At 72.8% G+C, this 8,143-nt stretch carries 4 protein-coding genes; 3 read left to right on the forward strand and 1 reads right to left on the reverse strand.

Features of this window, described 5'->3' with window-relative positions; translation table 11 throughout:
* The first annotated feature begins 38 nt into the window (after positions 1-38).
* The 3 genes from EAO76_RS22350 to EAO76_RS22360 all read left to right on the forward strand — a co-directional run bounded on the left by EAO76_RS22350 (position 39) and on the right by EAO76_RS22360 (position 6,313).
* Entirely contained in the window at positions 39-3,503 is a 3,465-nt protein-coding gene (locus EAO76_RS22350; RefSeq protein ID WP_148837732.1) for a non-ribosomal peptide synthetase, read from the forward strand.
* Positions 3,500-5,422 carry a condensation domain-containing protein gene (locus EAO76_RS22355; RefSeq protein WP_148837733.1) on the forward strand — a complete coding sequence of 641 codons (1,923 nt, stop codon included), beginning with the start codon at positions 3,500-3,502 and terminating at the stop codon, positions 5,420-5,422. Before EAO76_RS22350 ends, EAO76_RS22355 begins: the two co-directional genes overlap by 4 nt.
* A gap of 129 nt (positions 5,423-5,551) precedes the next feature.
* The gene (locus tag EAO76_RS22360; protein WP_148837734.1) at positions 5,552-6,313 is read left to right on the forward strand and encodes a maleylpyruvate isomerase family mycothiol-dependent enzyme; all 762 of its coding nucleotides are present in this window, start codon (positions 5,552-5,554) and stop codon (positions 6,311-6,313) included.
* Positions 6,314-6,747: 434 nt separating this feature from the next.
* Here EAO76_RS22360 and EAO76_RS22370 read toward each other — a convergent pair whose 3' ends face one another.
* Positions 6,748-8,028, reverse strand: a complete 1,281-nt coding sequence (locus tag EAO76_RS22370; RefSeq protein WP_262375662.1) for a PQQ-binding-like beta-propeller repeat protein — start codon at positions 8,026-8,028, stop codon at positions 6,748-6,750.
* Positions 8,029-8,143 lie beyond the last annotated feature (115 nt).

Consider the following 8,143-nt stretch of genomic DNA (forward strand, 5'->3'; position numbering starts at 1 on the left):
CCGTCCCGCGGCGCCCCCGAAGATCTGGAGCCATCCCGATGCAGGTCGATTCCCCGCAGCAACCACGGTCCGAGGAGCAGTTCCCTCCCCGGACGGTCCACGACCTGGTGGCCCGCCGGGCCGCCCACCACCCCGAAGCCACCGCCGTGATCGCGGGCGAGCGCAGAACGAGTTACCGGGAACTGCTCGCCCTCGCCGCACGGATCGGCGCACTCCTCCCGACCTCCCCACGGGGCAGAACCGGAATCTGCCTCGGGCGCGACGAACGCACGGTCGCCGCCTTCCTGGGGGTGTGGCGGGCCGGCCGCTCCTGCGTGGCCCTCGACCCCGCGCTCCCGCCGTCCCGGCTGGCCCACATGGTCGATGCCGCCGGCATCGGCGAGGTCCTCACCACACCCGAACTGGCCCCCGTCGTCGCGGCCGCGGGCGCACGCCCCCTCATCGTCGACACCGTCCCGCACCAGGACGTCCACGACAGCCCCGCACCGCCCCCGGCCCGAACCGCGGGCGAGGAGGCGTACGTCCTGTTCACCTCCGGCTCCACCGGCACCCCCAAGGGCGTCGTCATCGGGCACTCCTCCGTACTCGCCCTGATGGAATGGATGACCCGGACGATCGACCCCGCGCACCTGCGGGTGGGCCTGGCGACCGCGTCGCTCTCCTTCGACGCCTCCATCCACCAGATCTTCGGCCCGTTGTGCGCGGGAGGCAGCGTCGTCATCGCCGACGACATCCTGGCGCTCCCCGACCTCCCCGCACGGGACGAGGTCACCATGATCAGCGCCCCTCCCTCCGGCCTCGCGATACTGCTGGAACGCCCGCTGCCACCGGGCGTACGACGGGTCAACGCCGGAGCGGAACCGGTGCCCCGCCCCCTCGTCGACCAGCTCTACGCACAACCGGGGGTCGAAACCGTCGTCAACCTCTACGGGCCCACCGAATGCACCGTCTTCTGCGCCACCCACCCGATAGGCCGTGACGAGACGGGCACGCCGCCCATAGGCACGGCCGTCGCAGGCTGCGAACTCTCGGTGCGCGACCCCCGGCAGCGCCCGGTGCCGGACGGCACCGCCGGCGAACTGTGGGTCGCCGGCCCACTGGTCGGCCTCGGCTACCTGGACTCCCCGGAGGCGACGGCGGCGAACTTCGTCACCGACCCCGAATCGCCCGGCGGCAGGCGGTACCGCACCGGCGACCTCGTGCGCCGCACGAACGGTGTGCTGCACTACCTCGGACGCCTCGACGAGCAGATCAAGGTACGCGGCTTCCGCGTCGAACCCGGTGACATCGAGGCGGTCCTCGCGACGCTCCCGGGCGTGCGGCACGCCGTCGTCCTCGCCCCCGTGGACCGAGGGGGGACACGGACCCTGCACGCGCATGTGGAGGCCGTCCCGGAGAGCGCTCCCGCGCCCACCGAGGAGGAACTCCTCCGGCTGCTGCGCACCCGCCTCCCGCACTACCTCGTGCCGGCCCGCGTCCTGGTGACGGACCGGCTGCCGCGCAGCAGCAACGGCAAGGTGGACCGCAAGGCCCTGTCCGCCGTGACCCCGCCCGCCGGTACGACGGAACCGGGCGAACGCCCCCGGCCGGGAGCGGAGACCCGGCTCGCGGCGATCGTCGGCGAGGTGCTCGGCACGGACCGGCCGGTGGGCCGCACCGACCGCTTCGACCTCCTGGGCGGGCACTCCCTGGCCGCCGCGCGGGTCCTCGCCAGGGTCCGTACCGAATGGGGAGCGGTGGTCCCCCTGGGGGACTTCCTCACCGAGCCGACCGTGGCGGCCCTGGCCGGACTCATCGACGAAGCCCCTCCGGTGCCCGCGCCGGCCCGGCGGCCGGACGCCACCGAGTCGCCGCTGAGCGACATGCAGCGCGAACTGTGGACGACCCGGCAGATCAGCCCGGTACCCGGCGTCACCACGGAGGCGTTCGTCCTCGGCATCGACGGCGCCGTCACCACCGACGCGCTCCGCGCCGCCCTCGACGCACTCGTGGTGCGGCACGAGGCGCTGCGTACCGTCGTGGCGGAAACCCCGCACGGCCCGGTGGCACGGGTGCTGCCCCCGGCACCGGTCCCCCTCACCGAACACGACATGACGCGGCGGACGGCGGAGGAGGCCGACGCGCTCGTCGACGCGGCGGCCCGGCAGGTCTTCACGCCCGAGGACACCCCGCTGCTGCGCACCGTGCTCGTCCGCACCGCCCCCGACCGCGCCCGGCTGGTGATCGCCGTCGACCACCTGGCCTTCGACGGATGGTCGGGGAGCCTCGTCCTGGACGAACTCGCCGCGGCCCTCGACGGCCGGCCCGTACCGGAGCCGGACGTGCAACTCGGGGACGTGGCGCGCTGGGAGGAACACGCCCTCGCGCTCTCCTCCCGGTCCGACCGCGACTTCTGGCACGAGGAACTCAAGGGGGCACTGCCCCCGTGGGACCTCGCGCGCCGCCCGCGCGCGGGGACCCCCGCGCACCGGGGCGCCCGGCTGGTGCGCCGGCTGCCGCCCGGCACCGCCGAAGCCGTACGGGACCTGGCGGCCTCCTCGGGCGTCTCGGAATTCGCGGTGTACCTGGCGGCGCTCGACGTGCTCGTCGCGCACTGGACCGGACGGCACGACGTCCTCGTCGCCGTGCCGGTGGCGCGGCGCCCCGTACCGGAACTCGACCGGGTCGTGGGGCCCCTGCTCTTCGTCCCCCCGGTCCGGGTCGGCTTCAGGCCCGAGGAGACCTTCCGCACCGTGGCCGCGCGGGCGGCCCTGGCACGCAACCGGGCGCTCGCACACACGATGCTCCCCGCCGCCGCACTCGCCGAGGCGGCCACGGCAGCGGGGCTCCCGAGGCGCCCCGGCGCGCCCCTGACCCCGGTCTCGCTCTCCATGCGGCCGTCGGGGGCACCGGTCCGGGTCGACGCCGGCCCGGTGACCCTGCGGGTCCTCGGCGAACGCGACACCGGCAGCGCGCGGGACGACGCCACCTTCCTCGTCAACACAACGGTGTCGGGCACCGAGATCCACCTCGTCCACGACCTCGAATGCTTCGACGAACGGGCCGCCGGGGCCCTGCTGGACGGGCTCCTCCACGTCCTCGCCCGGGGCACCGCGGCACCCGACCGCTCCTGCTCGGCCATCGACCTGCCCCTCCCGCCCCCACCGGCCGAACTCACAGACCAACCCACCGAACTCCCGGATTCCTCCGGCGAGTTGCCGGGTCCGGACGGGAGTCGAAGGGCCGCACCGCCCACCGTCGTCGAGGAGTTCCTGGCGACCGTCTGGGAACAGCTGCTGCCGGTGGAGGACGTGTCCGCCTCCGACTCGTTCCTCGACCTCGGGGGGACCTCGCTCACCGCGATGCGGGTCGCGGCCGAGATCTGGGACGCGCTCGGCGTCGACGTTCCGGTGCGCACGGTCTTCGCCCTGCCGGTGCTGCGCGAGCTGGCCGCCGAGGTCGAACGACAGGCACTGGCCGCCCTGGACGCGGCGGAACCGGACCGGAAGGAGGGGACGGCATGAGCGATACGACGACCACGACCTCACAGGCCGACCAGGACCGGCTGCGCGCCCTGCTGTCCGCCCGCAGGGCACAGCGCCCGCAGGCCGCCGCACGGCGGGGGGACGAACCCCTGCCGCTCGGTCCCGCGCAGCACGCGATGTGGCTCGCTTCCCAGCTCCAGCCGGACAGCCCCGCCTACCTGGTCCCCGTCCTGCTGCGGCTGAGCGGCCCGCTGGACCGCCCGGCCCTCCTGACCGCCCTGCGCCGGCTCGTCGAACGGCACGACGTGCTGCGCGGTGTCGTCGACGCCTCGGGCCCCGTCCCCGTCCTGGCCCTGCGCCCGGCCTCGGCCGTACCCCTGGACGTCGTCGACCTCGGCGCCGCCGCGGACCCGGGGGCCGAACTCGACCGGCTCGTCCACGAGCACGTACGGCAGCCGATCGCACCCGAGCGCGAGTGCCCGCTCCGCGTCACCTGCTTCCGCCTCGACGAGCAGGAGCACGCCCTCCTGCTGGTCCTCCACCACATGGCGACCGACGCCTGGTCCAACGGCCTCCTGCTCACCGACCTGGCCGCGCTCTACGCCCACGAACTGGGGCAGGGGCCGCCGCCACCCCGGCCCCCGCAGTACTCCGAGGTGGTCGCACCCGCCCCCGAGGACCTGGCCACCCGTCATCTGCACTGGTGGCAGGAACGGTTGCGCGACGCACCCACCGCACTGGACCTGCCCGCCGACCGCCCCGCCCGGCCGTTCCCCTCCGACGCGGGCGACGGCGTCCCCCTCGACTTCCCCGCCGGGCTCAGGGCACGACTCGAAACCCTGGCCGCCGACAACGGTGTCACGCTGTTCATGGTGCTTCTCGCCTGCTGGCAGGCGCTGCTGGCACGGGTGTCCGACAGCGAGGACATCGCGGTGGGAGTACCGGACGGGGGACGGCACACGGCACGCGCCGGGCAGGCCGTCGGCCCGTTCGTCAACACGGTCGTGATGCGGACGGTCCTGTCACCGGCGTGGTCGGGGCGGCACCTGCTGACCGAGGTGCGCGACGTCGTCCTCGACGCACTGGCCCGGGCGGACGTCCCGTTCGACCGCGTCGTGCACCAGGTGCGCCCCGAGCGCGCCTCCGGCACCGGGCCCCTCTTCGAGACGATGGCGAACCTGTACGTCCGGCCCGACCTCACCGGCCTCTTCCCGGGACTGACGACCCGGTTCGCCGAGATCGCGACCGGCGCCGTCAAGAGCGAACTGGCCCTGCACTGCTTCCTGGCGGGCGCCGATGGGCCACTGAGCGGAGTGCTCCAGTACCGTCGCGAACGCTTCGACCCGGCGACCGCGCGACGGCTGGGCGAGTCCTACCTGCGGCTGCTGACCGGCCTGGTCGACGAACCCGACCGGCCCGTGGGCGAACTGCTCCTGACGGACCCGGTGGAGGCGGTGCTGCGCGGGCCGGTACGCACCTACCCGGGCGACCCCGTTCCCGAACTGGTGCGGCGCCGGGCCCGCTCCGTACCCGGACGGACCGCCGTCGTCGCGGAGGACGGCACCCTCACCTACGCGGAACTGGAGGAGCGGGCCGCCCGGGTCGCCGACGGTCTGCTCGCGGCCGGGGTACGCGTCGGCGAGCCGGTGGCGGTACTGGCCGAGCGGGACGTCCTCCTGCCCGTGGCCCGGGCCGGTCGGCGGGGGTGGTGCCGGGGGCGGACAGGTCCTCCGTCACCAGGACGTGCGCCGCCCGCACCCACAGTGAAGGTACGCGAAGACATGTCACTTCTCTCCGTCTCAGAGACGCCGACCGGGCGGCCGACTTGCGGCGAACGTACCGACAGGTCACATACCTGTCATTTCGGGCGAGCCCGGGGCGTGACGCCGCAGGACTGGTCGGGTACAAAGAAGGAATTCTTCGCATATCTATTTCGATGCCACTGTGTCAGGAGCTGAGCGCTCCGGCCCCGGCCGGGTGCCAGCAGTCGCGGCGACGGAGGCCGCGCCGGTCAGGCCCTGACTCCCGCAGCTGACGGCCTGGAAAATGGGGTGCAGTCGGCTGATCTGCGGTGATAGGTAAGCGACGTGACAGAGAGTTTTGAGTATTCCGCCCTGCTGCAACTGATCGACGAGCGGTCGGCCGCGTTCCGGAGTGCGGTTGCCGCCGCGCCCAGCCTTGACGCGCCGGTGCCGTCCTGCCCCGAGTGGACGGTGTTCGATCTGGTGCAGCACCTGGGTACGGGCCAGCGCTGGTGGGCCGCGATCGTCGCCGCGGGCCCGGCCGAGGCGCCGCCGGCCAAGGGCGCCGCGGAGGTGCCGCGCGAGCCCGAGGCGCTGCCGGCCTGGTACGCCGAGTCGAACGAGCTGCTGCTGAGTGCGCTGCGCGGGGCCGGCCCGGAGCGCGAGTGCTGGACGTGGTGGGGCGCCGGCGTGTCGCCGGCGAATGCCTGGGGCGTTGCCCGGCGCCGGGTGCACGAGCTGCTGGTGCACACCTACGACGCCCAGCTCGCCGCAGGCGCCGTGCAGCCGATGCCAGCGGACGTCGCGATCGACGGCGTGGCCGAGTTCCTCGACACCTGCAACTCCACCCCGGCGGCCTGGCCGCACGAGGCCGCCACCATCCACTACCACGCCACCGAGGGCCGCTCCTGGCTCCTCGCGCTGGACGGCACCGGCGCCTGGCCCGCACCCCTCACGGACGACGCCGCGCCCGCCTCCGCTTCGGCCACGGGCACGGCCGAGCAGCTGCTCCTCTTCGTCTGGGGCCGTCTCACGCTGAGCGACCTGAAGATCGGGGGCGACCAGCAGGTGTTCGAGCAGCTGATCGCCTGGGAGCCCGAGGAGTAGCCGGTCAATACCGCCGGCGGACGGCCGATACGGCCTCGTACAGCTCGGGCCCGGGCGCCTCACACAGCGACGCCGAGAAGCAGCCCGAGCACCCAGTGCGGAAGACCATGCCGCAGGTGAAGCAGTGTGGCCGCAAGCCGGTCGACGAAGACCGGTCGGTGCCGGGCGCCGGCCCCCGCAGCCCGCTCCCTGCCCCCGCCGCGTCCTCCGTGACGGCACCCCTCGACAACAGCCCGCCAAGGAACGGCCAACTCCTCGGCCAAGCAAGCCAGATGACGCCGGGACATCCCTGTGGACGACTGCTGCGCGAGGACCACCCGGTCAACCGTGATCGCCACATCCGGATCATGCCACCCACCGGCAAGAACACATCACCTGCTATCACGTACCAGCTCGCAGGACCACCGACAGAGTCGAGCCGACAGGGGTCGGCTTCATATCCGGATGGCGTACAGAGCGTGGTCGTTGCTGCCGACGTAGAGCACATCGCCCGCCACCGTCGGGGAAGACTCCAGATCATCGCCCGTGTGGAAGGCCCAGCGCTTCTTCCCTGTCCGCGCGTCCACCGCGTACAGATTGCTGTCGGCGCTGGGCACGTAGACCACCCCGTCCGCCACGGCCGCGGCGGCGAAGACACTGCTTTCGGTTTCGAAGGCCCAGCGCTTCCTGCCTGTCGCGGCGTCCAGCGCGAACAGGTACTCGATGCTGTCGCCGACATACACCACGCCGTCGGCCACGGTCGGCGACAAGAGAGCGCGGTTGCCGGCAACCGGGTTCTTGTATTTGGCGCCGGCGCGGGACCACCGCTGCTTCCCCGTCACGGCATTCACCGCGTACAAGCGGCTGCTGGAGACGTAGACCAGGCCGTCGGCCATGACCGGGGCGGAGTTCACGCCGTCGAGCACGGGGAAGGCCCAACGTCGTTTTCCCGTCTCGGCGTCCAGCGCGTAGAGATGATCGTCGTCACTGCCGAAGTACACGACACCGTTCACCACGACCGGCGCCTCTGTCACATCGCCATTCTTGCGGCAGCGAAAGCTCCATTTCTGTTTGCCCGTCACCGCGTCCACCGCGTAGAAGTGCCCGTTACTGCTTCCGACGTAGACGACGTCGTCGACCACGACCGGCGACGAGAATATCGATCCGTCGCCGAAGACCCAGCGTCTTTTTCCGGTTGCGGCATCCACCGCGTACAGGCCGTTGAGGTAGGTGCCCACATAGAGGAGATCGCCCACGACGACGGACGACGAGTAGACCACACTGCCGGTGTCGAGGGACCAGCGCTTCTTGCCCGTGGCGGCGTCCAGCGCGTACACGTTGTTGTCGTTGCTGCCGAAGTAGACGACGCCGTTCGCGATGGTCGGCTTCGTCTTCACCTTGTCGTCGGTCTGGAAGGACCAGAGTTTTTGGCCCGGCTTGCGAGGGGCCGGCGGAGCGGTGGTACGGGTGGGCTTCCGCGCGGATGGCTGGAGGGCGGAGGGCGAGCCGGCGGACCCGGAACCCCTGTCGGTGGTCTTCCAGACCGCGACGGTGAGTCCAGCGGTGGCCGCCGTACCCGTCACGGCGAGCAGGACGCTGCGCCGGGAGAGGGTCGGAGTCGGGTCGCCGGGGCTCTGCGCGGCATGGTCAGTGGTCCGGGTGGGCGCGTCGTGCAGGGCCGGGGCGGTGGCCGGAGAGGTGCTGGTCGCGGCGGGTGTCGCGGGTGCGGCAGGCATCTGCACCGGTTCGGGCGTGGCTCCGTGCGGTGCGGCGGGTATGTCCGGCGCGGTCGGGGTCGGTGCTGCGGCAGGCGCGGGGGCAGGCGCGGGCGGCATGGGACAGGTGTATCTG

This window comes from Streptomyces sp. sk2.1 (assembly GCF_008120935.1).
In the GTDB taxonomy this organism is placed as follows: Bacteria; Actinomycetota; Actinomycetes; order Streptomycetales; family Streptomycetaceae; genus Streptomyces.